The following is a 17,366-nucleotide window of genomic DNA, read 5'->3' on the forward strand; positions in this document are numbered from 1 at the left end:
CCAGGGCCGGCCGTGCGGGGCGCCGCGCGGGCCGGTCCGCGCCGGCCGCCGCGCGCCGCTCAGCCGACCCCGAGGACGAACGGCAGCACCGCCGCCGCGCCCGCCTGCCGGAGCAGCCGCGCCGCGACGGTGAGCGTCCACCCGGAGTCGGTGCGGTCGTCGACCAGCAGCACCGCCCGGCCCGGCAGCCCCTCGGCCGTCGCGGGCGGCAGGTCGAGCTCCAGCCGGCGGGCGACGGCGGCCAGCCGGTGCGCGGAGTTCACGTCGTGCCGCCCCGCGGGGACGTCCGGCCGGGGGACGACCGCGCCGACCAGCGGCACGCCCAGGTGCCGGGCGACCCCTTCGGCGAGGTGCTGCACCAGCGCGGGCCGGGAGTCCGAGCGCACGACGACGACCCCCTCGGGGCGGTGCTCCGGGTGCCAGGCGTCGAGCGTCGCGAGCACCGGGTCGCGCAGCGGCACCGGCAGCCCGGCGGCGGGGTCGGCGTCGCCGCCGAACAGGTCGCGCAGCAGCCCGCCCCAGCCCACCGAGTCGAGCCGGGCGACCGCGCGGCCGGGCTCGGCCCGCTCGTCCTCCGCGATGCGGCCGCGCAGGTCCAGCCCGAGCGTGGCCATCCCGGACGGCCACTGCCGCCGCGGCTCGACGGCGACGCCCGCGGTGGTGAGCAGCGCCTGCGCCCCGGCGACGTGCGCGGCGTCCGGCGCGGCGCCGACGGTCCGCCCGGTGCAGCGGTCGCAGCGGCCGCACCGCCACGCCTCGCCCTCGGGTCCGGCGAGCTCGGGGTCGTCCAGCGCGCGGCGCAGGTGCGCCATCCGGCAGCCCTCGGTCGTGACGTAGTCGACCATCGACTGCTGCTCGGCCCGCCGGGTCGCGGTCACCCGGTCGTACCGTTCGGCGTCGTAGGACCACGGCTGCCCGGTCGCCGTCCAGCCACCCGCCACCCGCCGCACCGCGCCGTCGACGTCGAGCACCTTGAGCATCTGCTCCAGGCGGGACCGGCGCAGCGACACGTGGGTCTCGAGCGCGGCGGTGGACAGGGTGCCGCCGTCGCCCAGCGCGCGCAGGGCGGCGCGGACGTCCGGCTCGGGCGGGAACGCCGTCGAGGCGAACCAGTCCCAGATCGCGCGGTCCTCGCGGCCCGGCAGCAGCACCGCCGTGGCTCTGCCGCCCGACGCCTCGGCCGCGCGGCCCGCGCGCCCGACCTGCTGGTAGTAGGCGATCGGGGAGGACGGCGCGCCGACGTGGACCACGAACCCGAGGTCCGGCTTGTCGAAGCCCATGCCGAGCGCGGACGTCGCGACGAGCGCCTTGACCCGGTTGGCGAGCAGGTCGGCCTCGGCGACCTCCCGCTCGGCGGGGTCGGTCTGGCCGGTGTACGTACGGACGTCGAGCCCCGCGCCGCGCAGGTGCTCGGTGACCTGGTGCGCCGCGGCGATGGTCAGGCAGTAGACGATGCCGGACCCCTCGAACTCCGGGAGGTTCTGCGCGAGCCAGGCGAGCTGCGCCGCGGTGTCCGGCGTCCGCACCACGGCGAGGTCGAGGCTGGACCGGTCGAGGGGGCCGCGCAGCACCAGGACGTCGTCGTGCACCGCGGTGCCGAGCTGCTCGGCGACGTCGGCGGTCACCCGGGCGTTCGCGGTGGCGGTCGTCGCCAGCACCGGGATGCCGTCCGGCAGCTCGGACAGCAGCGTGCGGATGCGCCGGTAGTCCGGGCGGAAGTCGTGGCCCCAGTCGGAGATGCAGTGCGCCTCGTCGATGACGACCAGCCCGGCGTCGGCGGCGAGTCGCGGGAGCACCTCGTCCCGGAAGGCCGGGTGGGTCAGGCGCTCGGGGGACACCAGCAGGACGTCGACCTCCCCGTCGGCGATGCGGGCGTGCACCTCGTCCCACTCCGTGACGTTCGCGGAGTTGAGCGTCGCCGCCCGCACCCCGGCGCGCTGGGCGGCGGCCACCTGGTTGCGCATGAGGGCGAGCAGGGGCGAGACCAGCACCGTCGGCCCGGCGCCCCGGGCGCGCAGCAGCGCGGTGGCCACGAAGTACACCGCGGACTTGCCCCAGCCGGTGCGCTGGACCACCAGCGCCCGGCGGTGGTCCGTGACCAGCGCGTCGATCGCGCGCCACTGGTCGTCGCGCAGTCGGGCGTCGTCGCGGCCGACCAGGCGGCGCAGCACCGCCTCGGCCTCGGCGCGCAGGTCGGTACCGGCCGGGGTGCCGGTCGGCGTGGCGGTCGGGTTCGTCGTCATCGCCCTCGACCCTAGACGCCCCCGCCGACACCGGGCCCGTCGTCCACAGGCCCGGCGAGACGGCTCGCCAGGGGCCGGGGGCGCGCGGATACGATCGGCCCCGTGACACCCCAGGAAGCCGCCACGCACCGGCCCGCGCGGCCCGCGCTGCCCGTGCGCCCCGAGCTGGCCGGCAGCGCGCCCTACGGCGCCCCGCAGCTCGCCGTGCCCAACCTGCTCAACGTCAACGAGAACCCGTACCCGCCGTCGCCGCAGGTGGTCGCCGACATCGCCGCCGCCGTGGCGCACGCCGCCGCCGGGCTGAACCGGTACCCCGACCGGGAGTTCCTCGACCTGCGCGGCGACCTCGCGGACTACCTCGCGGTCGAGTCGGGCGTGCGCGTCGCGCCCGAGCAGGTGTGGGCGGCGAACGGGTCGAACGAGGTCATGCTGCACGTCCTGCAGGCGTTCGGCGGCCCCGGGCGCACCGCGGTGTCCTTCGCGCCGACGTACTCCATGTACCCCGAGTACGCGCGCGACACGCACACCCGCTGGGTCGCGGGCCGGCGCACCGAGGACTTCCACGTCGACCCGGACGAGGCGCGGTTCCTGATCGCCCGCGAGCAGCCGTCGGTCGTGCTGCTCACCAGCCCGAACAACCCGACGGGCACGGCGCTCGACCTGGGCACGGTGCGGGCGGTGCTGGACGCCGCGGCGCAGGTCCCGGGCGGCTGCGTGGTCGTGGTCGACGAGGCGTACGCGGAGTTCCGCCGCGCGGGCGTCGACTCCGCCCTCACCCTGCTCGCCGACCACCCGCACCTCGCGGTGAGCCGCACCATGTCCAAGGCGTTCGGCCTGGCCGGCGCGCGGGTCGGCTACCTGGCCGCGTCCCGGGAGCTCGTGGACGCGCTGCGCGTCGTGCGGCTGCCGTACCACCTGTCCGCCGTCACCCAGGCGGTCGCGCGGGCGGCACTCGCGCACCGGGACGAGCTCATGGCCCAGGTCGGCTCGCTGCGCGACGAGCGGGACGCCCTGGTCGTGTGGCTCCGCGAGCGGGGCCTCACGGTCGCGGAGTCGGACGCGAACTTCGTGCTGTTCGGCCTGTTCGAGGACCGGCACGCGGTCTGGCAGGGGCTGCTGGACCGCGGCGTGCTGATCCGCGAGGTCGGTCCGGAAGGATGGCTGCGGGTGTCGGTCGGCACCCCGCAGGAGACCGCGGCGTTCCGCGCCGCGCTTCAGGAGGTGGTGGGGCTGTGAGCAGCACGACCGGCGGGCGCACCGCGCGGATCGAGCGCACGACGAGCGAGTCCAGCGTGGTCGTCGAGGTGGACCTCGACGGCACCGGGCGCACGGACATCAGCACGACCGTGCCGTTCTACGACCACATGCTCACGGCCCTGGGCAAGCACTCGCTCATCGACCTCACCGTGCAGGCCACGGGCGACACCGACATCGACGCGCACCACACCGTCGAGGACGTCGCGATCTGCCTGGGCGAGGCGCTGCGGGCGGCGCTGGGGGACAAGCGCGGCATCGCGCGGTTCGGCGACGCGACCGTGCCGCTGGACGAGGCGCTGGCGCAGGCCGTCGTCGACGTGTCGGGCCGCCCGTACCTCGTGCACACCGGCGAGCCCGCGGGGCAGGAGTACCACCTCATCGGCGGGCACTTCACCGGCTCGCTGACCCGGCACGTGCTGGAGTCGATCGCGCACCACGCCGCGTTCGGCATGCACGTGCGGGTGCTGGCCGGCCGCGACCCGCACCACGTCGTGGAGGCGCAGTTCAAGGCGCTGGCCCGCGCGCTGCGCGCCGCCGTGGCGCTGGACCCGCGCGTCGAGGGCATCCCGAGCACGAAGGGTGCGCTGTGACCGGCACCCCGGACGACGACGACCTCGGCATCGAGATCCCGGACGACCTGTCCGGGCTCGACGCCGCGGGCTCCGCGCCGGGCGAGCCGCCGGAGCCGGTCGTCGCGGTGGTCGTGACGCAGGTCGCCGGCGCGCGCCCGCTCGCCGCCGCGTGCGCGCTCGCGGGCGTGCCCGTCGACGCGGTGCCGTCACCCGTCGGCGCGCTGGCCGTGCTGCGGGACACCGCCGACGCGCAGCGGACCGCCGAGGCGGCCGGGGCCATCTCGCGGATGCTGCGCAGCTCGCCGGTCGTGCTGCTGGACCGCCGGGGCGGGCGGATCGCCGCGAGCCGCTGGTCCGCGGGCGAGCGGGAGGACGACCTGCCGCCCGGGCTCGTCCTGTCGGGTGCGCCCGAGGTGCTCGACGACGTGCTGGTCGGCGGGCGCCCCGTCGCCGAGATCGAGGGCGTCGAGTCCAGCGTCGGCATGTCCCGGTGGGCCGCGATGCGCGCCCTCGGCAGCGGGCGGCGGAAGCAGGGCTGACCCGGCCGGGCCGCGGGGTCCGCGCACCGGACGCGCGACGGGCGTCGCGCCGCGGTCCCGGTAACCTGGACCGGTGCCCAGCCAGCCTCGTGTCGTCGTCCTGGACTACGGATTCGGGAACGTCCGCTCGGCCGTGCGCGCCCTCGAGCGGGTCGGCGCCCAGGTCGAGCTGACGGCCGACGCGCAGCATGCCGCCGAGGCCGACGGCCTGGTCGTGCCGGGCGTCGGGGCGTTCGCCGCGGTGATGCGCGGCCTGCGCGACGTGCGGGGCGACCAGATCGTCGACCGGCGGCTCGCCGGCGGCCGGCCGGTGCTCGGCATCTGCGTCGGCATGCAGGTGATGTTCGAGCGCGGCGACGAGCACGGGGTCGAGACCGACGGGCTGGGCGAGTGGCCCGGCGTGGTCGACCGGCTCGAGGCGGACGTCGTGCCGCACATGGGCTGGTCCACGGTCGACGCCCCGGAGGGCACGCGGCTGTTCGCCGGCATCGAGGACGAGCGGTTCTACTTCGTGCACTCGTACGCCGCCCGGGCGTTCCCGCTGCTCGACACCGCCGACCCCGAGCGCATGGCGCCCCCGCTGGTGACCTGGTCCGCGCACGGTGGCCGGTTCGTCGCCGCCGTGGAGAACGGCCCGCTCGCCGCGACCCAGTTCCACCCGGAGAAGTCCGGCGACGCCGGCGCGCAGCTGCTGGAGAACTGGGTCGGCTCGCTCGGCTGAGCGCCCCGACCCGGTCCGCACCCACCCCCCGAACGAGGAGATCCATGTCCGACCGTCTGCAGCTCCTGCCCGCCGTCGACGTCGCCGACGGCCAGGCCGTCCGCCTCGTCCAGGGCGAGGCGGGCTCGGAGACCTCCTACGGCGACCCGCTGTCCGCGGCCCTCGACTGGCACGCCGGCGGCGCCGAGTGGATCCACCTGGTCGACCTGGACGCGGCCTTCGGGCGCGGTTCGAACGCCGACCTGCTCGCGGACGTCGCGCAGGTGCTGTCCGGCAAGGGCGTCAAGGTCGAGCTGTCCGGCGGGATCCGGGACGACGCGTCGCTCGCCCGCGCGCTGGGCACCGGGGCGACCCGCGTGAACCTCGGCACCGCCGCGCTGGAGGACCCGGAGTGGACCGCACGCGTCATCGCCGAGCACGGCGACGCGATCGCCGTCGGCCTCGACGTGCGCGGCACCACGCTCGCTGCGCGCGGCTGGACCCGGGAGGGCGGCGACCTCTGGGAGGTGCTCGCCCGGCTCGACGCCGCCGGCTGCTCCCGCTACGTCCTGACCGACGTGACGAAGGACGGCACGCTGCGCGGCCCGAACGTCGACCTGCTCCGCGAGGTGTGCTCCCGCACGGACGCGCCGGTGGTGGCGTCCGGCGGCATCTCGTCCCTCGACGACCTCCGCGTCCTGCGGACCCTGGTGCCCGAGGGCGTCGAGGGGGCGATCGTCGGCAAGGCCCTGTACGCCGGGGCGTTCACCCTGCCCGAGGCGCTGGACGTCGCCGGGCGCCCGTGACCGGCCGGGAGCTCCCGCCGACCTCCGCGTTCGCGGGGGACGACGGCCGCGCCGACCCGGGCGTCGCCGCCGCGCTGGCGGGGTACGGCGACGGCACCGGCACGCTCGCCGGCGTCGTCGCGGCGCTCGCCGGGACCCGGGTGCTGGTGCCGGTGCTGGCCGAGCTCGACTCCGCGGAGACCGTCGTCGTCGGCGGGCACGCGCACACCGTCGAGAAGGAGGCGTCCGCGGGCATCGTCGCCCTGCAGGCGCCCGACGGCCGCACCGCGCTGCCCGTGTTCTCCTCCGTCGCCGCGATGTCGGCGTGGCGGTCCGACGCCCGGCCCGTGCCGACCGACGTGGTCCGCGCCGCGCTGTCCGCGGTGCAGGAGGGCTGGGAGCTGCTCGTGCTCGATCCCGGCGGCCCGGTGACCGTGCTCGTGCCGCGGCCCGCGGTGTGGGCCCTGGCGCAGCAGCAGGCGTGGCGGCCCGCGGTGGCGGACGGCGGCTCGGGCCCGGCGGTGGACGCCGAGGTGGCGGCGGCGGTGCGGGCGGCGGTGCTCGGTGCGCTCGCGCCCGCGGCCGCGCCGGAGCAGGCGGCGGCGTCCGAGCCGGCGTCGTCGGGGGAGCGCCGGACGTGGTTCCGGCGCCGGCGTCCCGCGGCGGGCGAGGCTCCGGCCGGCCGGGCGGGCGGTCCGGCGCGCGCGGTGGGCCCGGGTGGTCCGGCGGCCGCGAGCGGCCCCGTGCGCGACGTGGCCGCCGTGCCCGGCGGGCGCGCGGAGGTCGCCGTCGAGCTGGCCCTCGTGCCCGGCCTGGACCGGGCGGCGCTCGACGCGGTGCTGCGCCGGGTCGGCGCGGCGCTGGCCGCGGACGAGACGGTCACGCAGCGCGTCGACTCGGTCGAGGTCCGGCTGCGCTGAGCGCGCCCCGCGCCGCCCCGCACCCCGCGCGCCGCACCCCGCGCCCCGCGCGCTCCCGCAGCCGCGCCCGGCTCGCTCGCGCCGCCTCGCCCCGCGCGCCCGAGCCGCCGAGGTCGACGGTTGCGCCCGCCGGCCGGGGTGCGCAACCGACGACCTCGTGCGCAACCGACGACCTCGTGCGCAGCCGACGACCTCGCGCGGAACCGACGACCTCGCGCGGAACCGACGACCTCGGCGCGCCCGCGGGCTCAGCGCCGCCGGCGGCGGCCGAAGGCGACGGCGAACGACAGCGCGACGACCGCGATCGCGCCGACGGCCTGACCGCCGAGGATGACCCGGTTGAGGTCCAGCGCCGGGCGCCACGAGACCCCGTCCTCCTGCACGACGTAGACGCCCAGCGGCTTGACGCGCGCGGCGAAGCCGGCACCCTCGGCGTCGCCGCCGCCCCGGCCGTAGGGGCGGGGGAACTGCGGGCGGTACTGGGCGAGGGCCTCCAGCCCGCGGCTCGCCTGGCCCCAGCCGGTCGTCGGGCGCCCCGCGGGCCACGGCCCGGGACCGGTGCCGTCGACGGCGAGCTCGGGGGCCGCCTCCTCCAGCGCCTCGGACGCCGGCTCGCCCGGCCCGTCCCCGCCGTCGTCGTCGCCGGACGGGCCGCCGGGTCCCTGCGCGCCGGGCTTGCGCGTGCCGAGCCGGCCCTCGCCGCTCGCGGCGCCGACGCCGTGCGAGCCGACGACCTTCGCGACGGGGATGACGAGCACGCCGTCGCGCTCGTAGGGCTCGCCGAACACGCGGCGCGCGGAGAAGACGTCGCTCGCCGCACGGGTGAGCTCGGGCAGTCCGGCGTGGGGGTCGTCGTGGGGCATGGGTCCTCCTCCTGGTGGGCACGTCCGCACCCACCGTGGCACGCCGGGACCCCGGCGCACCAGGGGCCTCACCCGGTGCAGGACGTGCTGGCGGTGAAGGACGACTCGTCGGCCAGCAGCTGGCGCAGGGTGCTCACCGGCACGACGAAGCTCTGGCCCGTCGAGTTCTTCGCGTACACGACGCCGACGACCCGGCCCTCGGAGTCCAGCACCGCGGAGCCGGAGCTCCCGGGCTCCACCTCGGCGTTCGTGACCAGCACCTGGCCGAGGTTCTCGTTCAGCGGGTCGGTGGTCGAGCCGATGACCTGACCGGTCGTCACGGTGAGCGCGCCGCCCTGCGGGTAGCCGACGACGGTCACCGTGTCGCCCGGGTTCGGGTCGGCCTCCGCGAGCCCGGGCGCGGACGGCAGCGCGTCGGCGGTCCGCACCACCGCGAGGTCGGCCAGCGCCGCGGTGGAGGACGCCGTGACCGCGACGTCCCGGCCGTCGTAGGTGCTGAGCTGGAGGTCGGCCGAGTCGGCGACGACGTGCCGGTTCGTGATGAGCGTCGTCTCGTCGATCGCGAAGCCGGAGCCCGTCGACAGCGAGTTGCAGCCGACGTTCCGGATCCGCACGGCCATCCGCTGCGCGGCGTCGAAGCCGTCGGGGGACAGGTTGCCGGAGGACGACGGGGTCGCGGCCGGCACCGAGGACGGGACCAGGTCGGTGGGCGCCGCGGTCGGCGGCATGGCGGGCAGCACGCCGCAGCCGGCCAGCGCGAGCGCCGGGAGCAGCACGAGCGCGGCGAGCCGCGCGGGCGTCCGCCTCACCCGGTGGCCCCCGCGGCGAGCTGGCGCTGCAGCTCGGCGTTGGCGTCGGTCGCGGCCTTGCAGACGCCCTGCACGTCGCCCTTGAACCGCTCGAGGTCCGCGGGGTCGTAGGACGCCGCGTCCTCCAGGTAGGTGATGAGCTGGTTCTGCGCGTCGATGCAGGTGGACAGGGCCGAGGCCACGTTCGCGGCGGCCTGCGAGATCCGGGCCTGGTAGTCGACGAGCTGGCGCTGCACCTCGCGGTCGTCGCCGACCTGGGCCTTCTCGTCCGCGAGCTGCGTGATCCTCTCCTGCGCGGTGGTGAGCTGCTCGTTCACGGCGGTCAGCTCGCCGACGGTGCCCTCGTGCTCGGCGCGCAGCGTCGCGAGCTCGGTGCCGATGTCCCGCGCCTGCTGCTCGATGTCCGCGGCGTACTCCTCGTACCGGACGGTGCGGATCCACAGGTAGGTGGACAGCGCGGTCACCGCGGCGAGCAGCACCGCGAGCACGACGACGGCCCAGGTGCGGCCGCGGCGGCGGGGCGCGGGCGGCGGGGCGAGGTGCGCGTGCTCGGCGTGCGGGGTTCCCGCGGGTGCGGCGCCGGGGGACCCGGGACCGGCCGGCACGGCGGTCGTGCGGCGGGTGGCGGTGGCGCCCTCGGCGCCCTGCGGGAGCCACGACGACGGCCCGGTCGGCCGCGGCTGGCCGATCGGGTCGCCCGGCCCGGTGGCAGACGTCACGGCACCACCTTACGGGCGGCCGGCGCGGACGTGCCGAAGATCACCACCTGGCGGGCACCCGGGTGGCGGAATCCTGTCGTCCGACAGGCGCCCGTCACGAGAGAATCCCCGGGTGTCCCTCGCCCCCTACGCCCGCCTGCTGCGGCTGCCCGGTGTCCTGCCCCTCGTCCTCGTCGCGTTCGTCGCGCGCATCCCGCACGCGATGACCGGCGTCGTGCTCACCCTGCACGTGGTGGGCCCGCTCGGGCAGGGCTACGGCCGCGCCGGCGTGGTCGCCGCGGCGATGACCGTGGGCGTGGCGATCGGCTCGCCGTGGCGCGGCCGCCGGGTCGACCGGCTGGGGCTGCGGCGGGCGCTGATCCCGTCGGTGGTCGTGGAGTCCGCGGTCTGGCTGATCGCGCCGCGGCTCGGGTACGAGACGCTCGTCGTGGCGGCGGTCGTCGCCGGGGCGTTCCTCGTCCCGGTGTTCTCGGTCGTCCGGCAGTCGCTGGCGGTCCTGGTGCCGGCCGAGCAGCAGAAGACGGCGTACGCCCTGGACTCGGTCGGCACCGAGATGACCTTCATGCTCGCGCCGACCGTCGGCGTGCTGATCGCGACCCAGGTGTCGACCACGGCCGCGCTCACGGTGATCGGCGTGTCGACCGTCGTGGCGGGCCTCGTGCTCATGTGGTTCAACCCGCCGACGCGGTCGCCGGGCGAGGCACCCGGCGCCGCGGCGTCCGGCCCCCGGCAGCGCATCCTCACCCCGGGCCTGCTGGTCGTGCTCGCGGCCGCGTCCGCCGCCGCGCTGATCCTCAACGGCACCGACGTCGGCATCGTCGCGGCGCTGCGCGGGTGGGAGCACGAGTCGGCGGTCGGCTGGATGATCGCGCTGTGGTGCCTGGGCTCCGTCGTCGGCGGCCTGGTCTACGGCGCCGGGCGCCACGAGCTGCACCCGCTGGCCCTGGTGGCTCTGCTCGGCGCGGCGACCCTCCCGGCGACGTTCGCCCAGACGCAGGCGCAGCTGGCGGTGGCCGTCGTGGTCGCGGGGCTGCCGTGCGCCGCGGCGCTGTCGTCGATCAACGCGTCGCTGGTCCGCATGGTGCCGGAGCACCGGCGCGGCGAGGTGATGGGCTGGAGCGGCACGGCGAACACGGTCGGAGCCGCGCTGGGCGCGCCGGTCATCGGCGCCGTGATCGACGGGTTCGGGCCGTGGTCCGGGTTCGCGGCGGCCGGCGGCGTCGGGCTGCTGCTCTCCGTGCTGGGCCTGGCCGTGCTCGCGGTCGTGCGGCGGCGGGCGGGTGGGCGCGGAGCACGCGGGGCCGGGGCCGTCGTGCCGACCGGGCCGGCGCCGGCGGGCGTCGTGCCCACCCCGGCCCCCGTCGGCGCGGACGACGTGCCGGCCCGCCCGGAGCAGCCCGCCGCCCGCTGAGGCGCTCAGACCACCGAGCCGGTGTACTTCTCGCCGGGGCCCTCGCCGGGGGCGTCGGGGAAGGGGCTGGCCTCGCGGAACGCGAGCTGCAGCGACCGCAGCCCGTCCCGCAGCGAGCGGGCGTGCTGGTTGCCGATGTCCGGCGCCGACGCCGTCACGAGCGCGGCGAGCGCCGTGATGAGCTTGCGCGCCTCGTCCAGGTCGAGGTGGTCCCGGCCGGCGGCCTCGGGGGTGTCCTCCGCCAGGCCGCACTTCACGGCGGCGGCGCTCATGAGGTGCACGGCGGCGGTCGTGATGACCTCGACCGCGGCCACGTCGGCGATGTCGCGGGCGGCGGCGTCCGCGTCGGGGGTCTGACTCATGCGGGGGATCCTCTCATCCGCGGACGCAGCCGCGCCCGCCGCCCGGCGGAGGGGTCCGGGGCGACGGGCGCGGCGTCGGGGGATCCGGTCAGGCGACCGGGGTGCTCGCCGTCGCCGGCTCGCCGTTCTCGACCGGGGCGGACCCGGACAGCGCGGCGGCCAGGGCGGCGCCCAGGGACGCGTCGACGTTCGTCCAGTACTGGATCGCCCGGGCGCGGATGACGTCGCTCTTCACCGCGCCGACGTGGCCGGTGATCGTCTCGAGGAACCGGGCGCGCGCGGCGTCGTCGAACACCTCGCGGTACAGCGTGCCCGCCTGGCCCCAGTCGTCGTCCTCGGGGTGCAGGGTCGCCGCGGCGCGGACCATGGCGCCGTCCGACTCCCACCCGGCGGACTCCGCCGCGCGGGCCGGGTCGGCCGCGGGGCCGCCGACGGAGTTCGGCGCGTACACCGGCACGTCGGGGGCGTTGAAGGAGTACCGCGCCGCACCGTCCTTGGAGTACGAGTGCACGGGGGCCGCGTGCGGGGCGTTCACGGGCAGCTGCGCGTGGTTCGTACCGACGCGGTACCGGTGGGCGTCCGCGTAGGAGAAGATCCGCGCGAGCAGCATCTTGTCCGGGCTGGCCGCGATGCCGGGCACGAAGTTGCTCGGCGCGAACGTGGCCTGCTCGATCTGCGCGAAGTAGTTCTCCGGGTTGCGGTTGAGCTCCATCACGCCGACCTCGATCAGCGGGTAGTCCGCGTGCGGCCACACCTTGGTGAGGTCGAAGGGGTTGAACCGGTAGGTCTCCGCGTCCGCGTACGGCATGACCTGGACCGACAGCGTCCAGCGCGGGAAGTCGCCGTCGGCGATGTGCTCGAACAGGTCGCGGATGTGGTGGTCGGCGTCCGAGCCGGCGAGCTGCGCGGCCTCGTCGGCGGTCAGGTTGTCGATGCCCTGCTGGGTCGTGAAGTGGTACTTGACCCAGAACCGCTCGCCGGCCGCGTTGATCCACTGGTAGGTGTGCGAGCCGAAGCCGTCCATCGTGCGCCACGACCGCGGCAGGCCGCGGTCGCCCATGAGCCAGGTCACCTGGTGCGCCGACTCGGGGGACAGGGTCCAGAAGTCCCACTGCATGTCGTTGTCGCGCAGGTTCGAGCCCGGCAGCCGCTTCTGCGAGCGGATGAAGTCGGGGAACTTGATGCCGTCGCGCAGGAAGAACACCGGGGTGTTGTTGCCGACGAGGTCGTAGTTCCCCTCGGACGTGTAGAACTTCAGCGCGAAGCCGCGCGGGTCCCGCCAGGTGTCGGGGGAGCCGTGCTCGCCCGCCACCGAGGAGAACCGCGCGAGCATCTCCGTCTCCACGCCCGGCTGGAAGAGCGCCGCGCGGGTGTACCGGCTGACGTCGGCCGTGGTGGTGAACGTGCCGAAGGCGCCGCCGCCCTTGGCGTGCACGACGCGCTCCGGGACCCGCTCGCGGTTGAACTGCGCCAGCTTCTCCACCAGGTAGTGGTCGTGCAGGACGATCGGGCCGTCGGCGCCGACCGACAGCGCGTGGGCGTCGGACGCGACGGGGGCGCCGGAGTTCGTGGTGGTGGGGTGGACCTGGGTCACGCGGTTCCTTCCTTCGGTGGCGGGCCCGTGCGGGCGCGCCGGGGACCGGGTGGGCGGGGTCGCCCGACCGGTGGGTCGGTGGGGGGTGCGGGCCGCGCGGGGTGCGCGACGCCGGGGGTCAGTCGGTGCGGTCGCGGCAGTCCGGGCAGAGTCCCCAGTAGGTGACCTCGGCGGTCTCGACCGTGAACCCGGACGTGGACACGGGGGTCAGGCAGGGGGCCTCGCCGACGGCGCAGTCCACGTCCCCGAGCGCGCCGCACTCGCGGCACACGACGTGGTGGTGGTTGTCGCCGACCCGGCGCTCGTAGCGGGCGGGGTGCCCCGCGGGCTCGATGCGGCGCAGGATGCCGGCGTCGGTGAGCGCGTGCAGCACGTCGTACACGGCCTGGACCGACACGGTCGGCAGCGCCGTGCGGGCGCGGGTGAGGACGGCGTCCGCGTCGGCGTGCGGGTGGGCGGCGACCGCCTCGAGCACCGCGACGCGGGGCGCGGTGACGCGCAGGCCCCGCCGGCGCAGGAGGTCCGCGGGGGACTCGTCCGCCACCGGGTGCGCCGGGTGCGCGGCGTGGGTGTGCTGGTCGAGGGACATGCCCTCACCCTGGCACGCTTTCTGGAACTGTTCAAGTAGGGATCTGACGGCGTGTCACGTCGGGCGGGGGCCTGCGGGGAATCGTCCGGGGCGGTCCGGGTGTTCTGGTAGAGTCACTCACGACTGGCCTGGGTCGACCTGCGCCCGCACTCCGGTGCGGGGTCGGGGCCGCCCGGGTGCACAAGTGGAGTCGATCCCACCTGAGTCCCGACCGTCCGGCTCGTCCCGGCGACAGGGTCCAGGTCACGGTCCAGGCCGAGCGCCCCTCGCGGGAGCCCGGCCCGACGGCGTACCGCCCCGCGCGGCGCGCCGTGGAACCGTCGGCCCCCACCTGTGCTCAGGACCGGGGGCCTTCCCCGTTCCTGGAGGTCACCACTGCGACTTCGAGGAGCACCACATCAGCGAGCCCCGCATCAACGATCGGATCCGCGTCGCCGAGGTCCGCCTGGTCGGCCCGAACGGCGAGCAGGTCGGCATCGTCCGCGTGGAGGACGCACTGCGCCTGGCCCAGGACGCCGACCTCGACCTGGTCGAGGTGGCGCCGGACGCCCGTCCGCCCGTCTGCAAGATCATGGACTACGGCAAGTTCAAGTACGAAGCAGACATGAAGGCCCGCGAGGCCCGGCGCAACCAGAGCAACACGGTTCTCAAGGAGATCCGCTTCCGGCTCAAGATCGACCCGCACGACTACGGCACCAAGAAGGGCCACGTCGAGCGGTTCCTCGCCGCCGGCGACAAGGTCAAGGTCATGATCATGTTCCGCGGCCGCGAGCAGTCGCGCCCGGAGATGGGCGTGCGCCTGCTGCAGCGGCTCGCGGACGACGTGTCCGAGCTCGGCTTCATCGAGAGCATGCCGAAGCAGGACGGCCGCAACATGATCATGGTGCTCGGGCCGACCAAGAAGAAGGCGGAGCAGAAGGGCGAGCAGCGCCGCGCCCGGCGCGAGCAGCGCACCGCGGACGCGCCGGTCGCCGACGAGGCGACCGAGGTCGAGGCCCCCGCCGCCGAGGCCCCGGCTCCGGCTGCCGCTCCGGCCCCCGCCGCCGAGCCGACGCCCGCCCCGGCCGCCGCCCCGGCGCCCGCGGCAGCGCCCCGGCCCGCTGCTGCACCGCGCCCGGCTGCCGCGCCGCGCCCGGCCGCCGCGCCGCGTCCGGCCGCCAGCCCGAAGCCGGCCACCCGGCCGGCGACCAGCACCCCCCGCCCGACCCCCGGTCCCGCGACCGGGACGACGGCGACGCCGGTCCCGCGGCCCGCGCCGCGCCCGGCACCTGCTCCGCGTCCATCGGCGCGGCCGGCCCCCCGGGGCCAGTCGTCCGGCGGCACCGGGAACGCCTGACCTGCACGACACGCCCGGACCCCACCGGGACCGGACGGACGAGTCGCGCCACCGTGCGCGATGCGACGACAAGGAGAGACGGCAGCCATGCCGAAGAACAAGACGCACTCCGGTGCGAAGAAGCGCTTCCGGATCACCGGGAGCGGCAAGGTCATGCGCGAGCAGGCCAACGCCCGCCACCTGTTCGAGCACAAGTCGAGCCGTCGCACGCGCCGCCTCGCCTCGGACCAGGTCGTCTCCGCGGCCGACGCCCCCCGTATCAAGAAGCTGCTCGGCAAGTGACCTCCCGGCGCGCGAGCGCCGAGGCACCCAGCCGACCTGAGAACAGAGCAAGGAGCATCACGTGGCACGCGTGAAGCGGGCGGTCAACGCCCAGAAGAAGCGCCGGGCGACCCTCGAGCGGGCCTCCGGCTACCGCGGTCAGCGTTCGCGCCTGTACCGCAAGGCCAAGGAGCAGGTCACCCACTCCCTCGTCTACGCCTACCGCGACCGCAAGGCGCGCAAGGGCGACTTCCGCAAGCTGTGGATCCAGCGGATCAACGCGGCTGCGCGCGAGCAGGGCCTGACCTACAACCGCCTGATCCAGGGCCTCAAGCTCGCGGGTGTCGAGGTCGACCGTCGGGTGCTGGCCGACCTGGCCGTCACCGACGTCGCGGCGTTCAACGCGCTGGTGCAGGTCGCCAAGGACGCGCTGCCGGCCGACGTCAACGCGCCGAAGGCCGCGGCCTGACGCACCCCGCGTGACCGCCGGCCCCGCCGGCGCACCGCATCCGGGACCCCCGGGAGCCACCAGGCCCCCGGGGGTCCCGCGCGTCCGGGGGTGCCCGCGCGTCGCGCGTCCGGTGGCGACGGGGTGCGCAGCGGTCACGCGGGGCGCCTCGGGACGTGCGCCGGTGATCGGGGCCAACCGCCTCGGTGCGGGTTCGGCGCCGGTGCCGGGTCGGCGTGCGGTGCGGGGTGCGGGAGGATGGGGGCGTGCCTGACGCGATCTCCCCGGACCGACCCGTGCTCGCCAACCCGCATGCCGACCGCGTCCGGGGAGTGCACGCCCTCGGGGCACGGGCGGGGCGCCGGCGGGCGGGACGGTTCCTGGTCGAGGGGCCGCAGGCGGTGCGCGAGGCGGTGCGGTGGACGCCGCACCTGGTGCGGGACGTCTACCTGACCCCGGAGGCCGCCGACCGGTACGCCGAGATCGTCGCGGACGCGGCGGCCGCCGGCCTGTTCCTGCACCGGGGGACAGCGGAGGTGCTCGCGGCGATGTCGCCGGACGCGCAGGGCGTGCTCGCCGTGGCCGACCTGCCCGGCAGCGAGTCGACCGCCACGCTGACCGGCCCGCTCGACTCCACCGCCCTGCCCGCGGTGCTGGCTGCCCGGCCGCGGCTGGTCGCCCTGCTCGCGCAGGTCCGGGACCCGGGCAACGCGGGCACCGTGATCCGCGTCGCCGACGCCGCCGGGGCGGATGCCGTCGTCATCGCGGGCGACAGCGTCGAGGCCACGAACCCGAAGGTGGTTCGCTCGACGGCGGGCTCGCTCTTCCACCTGCCGGTGGTGTCCGGGGTGCCCGTCGCCGACACGGTCGACGCGCTCCGGGACGCGGGGCTGACCGTGCTGGCGGCCGACGGCGCGGGCGACCTCGACCTCGACGACCTCCAGGACGCGGCGGCCCGGGCGGCGGGCGGCGCGGCACCGGCGGGCGCGGACCTGCGTGCGCCGACCGCCTGGCTGTTCGGCAACGAGGCGTGGGGGCTGCCCGCCGCGGACCGGGAGCGCGCGGACGCGGTGGTCCGGGTGCCGCTGCGCGGGCGCGCGGAGTCGCTCAACCTCGGCACCGCGGCGGCGGTCTGCCTGTACGCGTCCTCGCGCGCGCACCGCTGAGCACCGCGGGGTGGCGACCTGAGCACCCCGCGGGGTGCCGGCGGCTGCGGCATGCTGGTCCGGTGCGCGTCTTCGCCGGCATCTGGCCCACCCCGGAGGTACGGAGCCACCTGGCGTCCGCGCTGGTGACCGCGCTGGGCGTCGACCCCGAGCTCGCCCCCGGGCGGTCGGGCGGCGACGGCGTCCGGTGGACCGCCGCGGAGAACTGGCACGTGACGCTCGCGTTCTACGGCGACCTCGGCGAGGGGCGCGTCGAGGCGCTGAGCGAGTCCCTGGCGGAGGTCGCGGCGGTGGCCGCCCCGTTCGACCTGTCGCTGGCCGGCGCGGGCGTGTTCGCGCACCGCACGCTCTGGGCGGGCGTCGGCGGGGACGTCGCCGGGGTGCACGCGCTGGTCGACGGCTGCCGGGACGCCGGCGAGGCCGTCGGCGCGCGGCAGGACGACCGGGTGCGCTCGCGCCCGCACCTCACGCTCGGCCGGGTGACCCCGCCGCCGGGCCGTCGCCGCCGGGACCGCGCGCCGGACCCGGGCGACCTGCTCGTGCACGCCCTGGCGGTGTACCGGGGCCCACGGTGGCCGGTCTCCGAGCTGGTGCTCGCCGAGTCGCGCCCGGGGGAGGGCCGGGCGGGCGGCCCGCGCTACCTCCCGCTGGGCCGCTGGCCCCTGGGCCGCCCCGGCGCGGGGCCGCCCTGATCGCGCCCGAGCCCTCGGGTCCGGACCGCCGGCGCGGCCGTGTGGCACCATGGCCCGCATGACCGCCGCGCCGCGTCGCACCGACCGCCGATTTCCCGGG

19 protein-coding genes are annotated in these 17,366 nt (G+C 76.8%); 12 read left to right on the forward strand and 7 right to left on the reverse strand.

What is annotated here, in order from left to right:
* Positions 1–59: 59 nt before the first annotated feature.
* A complete protein-coding gene (locus HNR08_RS15900; RefSeq protein WP_146835801.1) occupies positions 60–2,243 on the reverse strand; it encodes a RecQ family ATP-dependent DNA helicase in 2,184 nt (727 codons plus the stop codon).
* A 102-nt stretch (positions 2,244–2,345) separates the two neighbouring features.
* Here HNR08_RS15900 and HNR08_RS15905 point away from each other — a divergent pair, with 102 nt between their 5' ends.
* From HNR08_RS15905 to HNR08_RS22790, 6 genes are all read left to right on the forward strand, one after another.
* A complete protein-coding gene (locus HNR08_RS15905) occupies positions 2,346–3,479 on the forward strand; it encodes a histidinol-phosphate transaminase (protein WP_146835798.1) in 1,134 nt (377 codons plus the stop codon).
* Positions 3,476–4,090 carry an imidazoleglycerol-phosphate dehydratase HisB gene (hisB, locus tag HNR08_RS15910; protein WP_146835796.1) on the forward strand — a complete coding sequence of 205 codons (615 nt, stop codon included), beginning with the start codon at positions 3,476–3,478 and terminating at the stop codon, positions 4,088–4,090. The genes HNR08_RS15905 and hisB overlap by 4 nt, the downstream gene beginning before the upstream one ends.
* Positions 4,087–4,611 carry a hypothetical protein gene (locus HNR08_RS15915; RefSeq protein WP_146835793.1) on the forward strand — a complete coding sequence of 175 codons (525 nt, stop codon included), beginning with the start codon at positions 4,087–4,089 and terminating at the stop codon, positions 4,609–4,611. The genes hisB and HNR08_RS15915 overlap by 4 nt, the downstream gene beginning before the upstream one ends.
* Positions 4,612–4,684: 73 nt before the next feature.
* Positions 4,685–5,332 (forward strand): imidazole glycerol phosphate synthase subunit HisH, encoded by a 648-nt coding sequence (gene hisH / locus HNR08_RS15920; protein WP_146835790.1) that lies wholly within the window; start codon positions 4,685–4,687, stop codon positions 5,330–5,332.
* 44 nt (positions 5,333–5,376) lie between these two features.
* Entirely contained in the window at positions 5,377–6,117 is a 741-nt protein-coding gene (priA, locus tag HNR08_RS15925; RefSeq protein WP_146835787.1) for a bifunctional 1-(5-phosphoribosyl)-5-((5-phosphoribosylamino)methylideneamino)imidazole-4-carboxamide isomerase/phosphoribosylanthranilate isomerase PriA, read from the forward strand.
* Positions 6,114–7,016 carry an SseB family protein gene (locus HNR08_RS22790; RefSeq protein WP_307724251.1) on the forward strand — a complete coding sequence of 301 codons (903 nt, stop codon included), beginning with the start codon at positions 6,114–6,116 and terminating at the stop codon, positions 7,014–7,016. The genes priA and HNR08_RS22790 overlap by 4 nt, the downstream gene beginning before the upstream one ends.
* Before the next feature lie 248 nt (positions 7,017–7,264).
* On the opposite strand, the gene HNR08_RS15935 is transcribed toward HNR08_RS22790, so the two are convergent.
* From HNR08_RS15935 to HNR08_RS15945, 3 genes are all read right to left on the reverse strand, one after another.
* Positions 7,265–7,879, reverse strand: a complete 615-nt coding sequence (locus HNR08_RS15935; protein WP_146835784.1) for a hypothetical protein — start codon at positions 7,877–7,879, stop codon at positions 7,265–7,267.
* A gap of 68 nt (positions 7,880–7,947) precedes the next feature.
* Complete coding sequence (locus tag HNR08_RS15940) at positions 7,948–8,688, reverse strand: S1C family serine protease (protein WP_246803005.1); 741 nt, start codon at positions 8,686–8,688, stop codon at positions 7,948–7,950.
* The gene (locus tag HNR08_RS15945) at positions 8,685–9,407 is read right to left on the reverse strand and encodes a hypothetical protein (protein ID WP_221286374.1); all 723 of its coding nucleotides are present in this window, start codon (positions 9,405–9,407) and stop codon (positions 8,685–8,687) included. The genes HNR08_RS15940 and HNR08_RS15945 overlap by 4 nt, the downstream gene beginning before the upstream one ends.
* Positions 9,408–9,519: 112 nt before the next feature.
* Here HNR08_RS15945 and HNR08_RS15950 point away from each other — a divergent pair, with 112 nt between their 5' ends.
* The gene (locus HNR08_RS15950; RefSeq protein WP_146835781.1) at positions 9,520–10,818 is read left to right on the forward strand and encodes an MFS transporter; all 1,299 of its coding nucleotides are present in this window, start codon (positions 9,520–9,522) and stop codon (positions 10,816–10,818) included.
* 5 nt (positions 10,819–10,823) lie between these two features.
* Here the strand turns inward: HNR08_RS15950 and HNR08_RS15955 are convergent, their stop codons facing one another.
* The 3 genes from HNR08_RS15955 to HNR08_RS15965 form a co-directional block, all read right to left on the reverse strand.
* Positions 10,824–11,180, reverse strand: a complete 357-nt coding sequence (locus HNR08_RS15955; protein WP_146835777.1) for a DUF1844 domain-containing protein — start codon at positions 11,178–11,180, stop codon at positions 10,824–10,826.
* Between the two features lie 88 nt (positions 11,181–11,268).
* Entirely contained in the window at positions 11,269–12,774 is a 1,506-nt protein-coding gene (locus tag HNR08_RS15960; protein ID WP_146835774.1) for a catalase, read from the reverse strand.
* Positions 12,775–12,892: 118 nt separating this feature from the next.
* Positions 12,893–13,363 carry a Fur family transcriptional regulator gene (locus HNR08_RS15965; protein ID WP_146835771.1) on the reverse strand — a complete coding sequence of 157 codons (471 nt, stop codon included), beginning with the start codon at positions 13,361–13,363 and terminating at the stop codon, positions 12,893–12,895.
* Between the two features lie 445 nt (positions 13,364–13,808).
* Here HNR08_RS15965 and infC point away from each other — a divergent pair, with 445 nt between their 5' ends.
* From infC to thpR, 5 genes are all read left to right on the forward strand, one after another.
* A complete protein-coding gene (gene infC / locus HNR08_RS15970; RefSeq protein WP_246803728.1) occupies positions 13,809–14,699 on the forward strand; it encodes a translation initiation factor IF-3 in 891 nt (296 codons plus the stop codon).
* An 87-nt stretch (positions 14,700–14,786) separates the two neighbouring features.
* Positions 14,787–14,981, forward strand: coding sequence for a 50S ribosomal protein L35 (gene rpmI / locus HNR08_RS15975; RefSeq protein WP_146835768.1), 195 nt, complete (start codon positions 14,787–14,789; stop codon positions 14,979–14,981).
* Positions 14,982–15,042: 61 nt separating this feature from the next.
* Positions 15,043–15,429 carry a 50S ribosomal protein L20 gene (gene rplT / locus HNR08_RS15980; protein ID WP_146835766.1) on the forward strand — a complete coding sequence of 129 codons (387 nt, stop codon included), beginning with the start codon at positions 15,043–15,045 and terminating at the stop codon, positions 15,427–15,429.
* A 245-nt stretch (positions 15,430–15,674) separates the two neighbouring features.
* Positions 15,675–16,574, forward strand: coding sequence for a TrmH family RNA methyltransferase (locus HNR08_RS15985; RefSeq protein ID WP_246803004.1), 900 nt, complete (start codon positions 15,675–15,677; stop codon positions 16,572–16,574).
* A gap of 62 nt (positions 16,575–16,636) precedes the next feature.
* Positions 16,637–17,266, forward strand: coding sequence for an RNA 2',3'-cyclic phosphodiesterase (gene thpR, locus HNR08_RS15990; protein ID WP_146835763.1), 630 nt, complete (start codon positions 16,637–16,639; stop codon positions 17,264–17,266).
* Positions 17,267–17,366: the final 100 nt, after the last annotated feature.

The sequence above is a fragment of the Cellulomonas hominis genome (assembly GCF_014201095.1).
Lineage (GTDB): Bacteria > Actinomycetota > Actinomycetes > Actinomycetales > Cellulomonadaceae > Cellulomonas > Cellulomonas hominis.

What these genes read in the sequence shown, in the direction of transcription:
- HNR08_RS15955 (WP_146835777.1), bottom strand. Translation starts at nt 11,180, where the DNA reads ATGAGTCAGACCCCCGACGCGGACGCCGCCGCCCGCGACATCGCCGAC.
- priA (WP_146835787.1), top strand. Translation starts at nt 5,377, where the DNA reads ATGTCCGACCGTCTGCAGCTCCTGCCCGCCGTCGACGTCGCCGACGGC.
- HNR08_RS15965 (WP_146835771.1), bottom strand. Translation starts at nt 13,363, where the DNA reads ATGTCCCTCGACCAGCACACCCACGCCGCGCACCCGGCGCACCCGGTG.
- rpmI (WP_146835768.1), top strand. Translation starts at nt 14,787, where the DNA reads ATGCCGAAGAACAAGACGCACTCCGGTGCGAAGAAGCGCTTCCGGATC.
- HNR08_RS15900 (WP_146835801.1), bottom strand. Translation starts at nt 2,243, where the DNA reads ATGACGACGAACCCGACCGCCACGCCGACCGGCACCCCGGCCGGTACC.
- HNR08_RS15935 (WP_146835784.1), bottom strand. Translation starts at nt 7,879, where the DNA reads ATGCCCCACGACGACCCCCACGCCGGACTGCCCGAGCTCACCCGTGCG.